Consider the following 2,032-nt stretch of genomic DNA (forward strand, 5'->3'; position numbering starts at 1 on the left):
CGCCGACCACAGGGCCGCCCGCCGCCCCCCGACGCCGAGAGCGTCGAGTGCCCCCGCAGTAGCCAGTGCCTCCATCTGCCGGACGGTCAACCCGGTGCGGCCGGCGAGGTCGGCGGCCGAGCGGTACGGGCCGTGAGTGTCGCGCTCGTCGGCGATCGCCGTGGCGAGATCGGTGCCGATGGCCCGCACGGACTCCAGGCCGAGACGCACCTCGGTGCCCCCGTTCTCACACGTGGCACCGCCGATCGAGCGGTTGACGCAGGGGCGGTGCACGGTGACGCCGTGCCTGCGGGCGTCGGCCACGAGGGACTGCGGTGAGTAGAACCCCATCGGCTGGCTGCGCAACAGCGCCGCACAGAAGACGGCCGGGTGGTGGCACTTGAACCACGCCGAGTAGTAGACGATCGCCGCGAAGGACTGGGAGTGGCTCTCGGGGAAGCCGTAGTTGGCGAACGCGCACATCTTCTCCCAGATCCGCTCCCCCACCTCGGGCCCGGTGACCGGTGTCCCGGGTGGGCTGGTGCCGATGCCGTGGAGGTCACGCATGCCCGCGAAGAACCTCTCCCGCAGCCGCGCCATCCGCTCGGGTGAGCGCTTGGCCCCCATCGCCCGGCGGAGCTGGTCCGCCTCCGCCCCGGTGAACCCGGCGATCTCGGTGGCGATCTGCATGAGCTGCTCCTGGAACAGCGGGATCCCCAGCGTCCGCCCCAGGGCCGCCTCGAGCGCGGGGTGGTCGAACACCACCTCCTCCCGCCCGTTGCGTCTACGGATGTAGGGGTGCACGGAGCCGCCCTGGATGGGGCCGGGGCGGATGAGCGCCACCTCCACCACGAGGTCGTAGAACGTCCGCGGCCGGAGTCTGGGCAGCGTGGCCATCTGCGCCCGCGACTCCACCTGGAACACCCCCACGGAATCGCCCCGGCACAGCATCTCGTAGACCTCGGGATCGGAGAGGTCCAGTCGGGCCAGGTCCACCTCGAGGTCCTTGTGCTCGGCCGCGAGGTCGATGGCGTGGTGTAGCGCCGTGAGCATCCCCAGCCCCAGCATGTCGAACTTGACCAGACCGACCGCCGCGCAGTCGTCCTTGTCCCACTGCAGGACCGTCCGCCCGGGCATGCGCGCCCATTCGACGGGCACCACGTCGGCCACCGGCCGGTCGCAGATCACCATGCCGCCGGAATGGATGCCGAGGTGCCGGGGCAGTCCGACGAGTCTGCGGGCCAGCGCCAGCACGTCGGCCGGGACGGTGTGCTCGGTGGCCTCCCGCTCGTGGTTCTTCAGACCCGACCACCGGTCGACGCTCTTGGACCATGCGTCCTGCTGCCCGGTGGAGTAACCGAGTGCCCGGGCCACGTCCCGCACGGCCGACCGCCCCCGGTAGGTGATGACATTGGCGACCTGCGCGGCATGGTCCCGCCCGTAGCGGGAGTAGACGTACTGGATGGCCTCCTCCCGACGACCGGACTCGATGTCCACGTCGATGTCGGGCGGACCGTCCCGCTCCGGGGACAGGAATCGCTCGAAGAGCAGGTGCGCGCCCACCGGGTCGACGTTGGTGATGCCGAGGGCGTAGCAGACCGCCGAGTTGGCGGCCGAGCCCCTGCCCTGGCAGAGGATGCCCTCCCTGCGACAGAACTCGACGATGTCGTGGACCACGAGGAAGTAGCCGGGGAACCCCAGTTCGGCGATCACCCCCAGCTCGCGGTGGATCTGGGCATAGGCCTCCGGTGCCGCCCCACGCGTCCCGTAGCGCCGCGCGGCCCCCGCATAGGTGAGTTCGGCGAGCCGACTGTCCTCCGTGTGTCCCTCGGGAACATCGAACGGTGGCAGCTCGGGGGCGATGAGCCGGAGGTCGAATGCGCACTCGCGACCCAGGCCCGCCGCGCCGGTGACGGCGGTCGGCCAGCGGTCGAACAACTCGGCCATCTCCTCCCCCGAGCGCAGGTACGCCCCGCCGGCCGGGGGCAGGTGCGCGGCATGGGTCTCCAGGGCGTCGCGGGCTCCGAGCGCCGCCATGACCGACGCCAGACGG

1 protein-coding gene is annotated in these 2,032 nt (G+C 71.5%); it reads right to left on the reverse strand.

The features are described from left to right. Positions 1–2,032 (reverse strand): error-prone DNA polymerase (locus tag G6017_RS07125; RefSeq protein ID WP_182616675.1); only part of this gene is annotated, 2,032 nt, incomplete at both ends.

The organism is Dietzia sp. B44, from assembly GCF_014145245.1.
GTDB classification, from domain to species: Bacteria; Actinomycetota; Actinomycetes; order Mycobacteriales; family Mycobacteriaceae; genus Dietzia; species Dietzia natronolimnaea.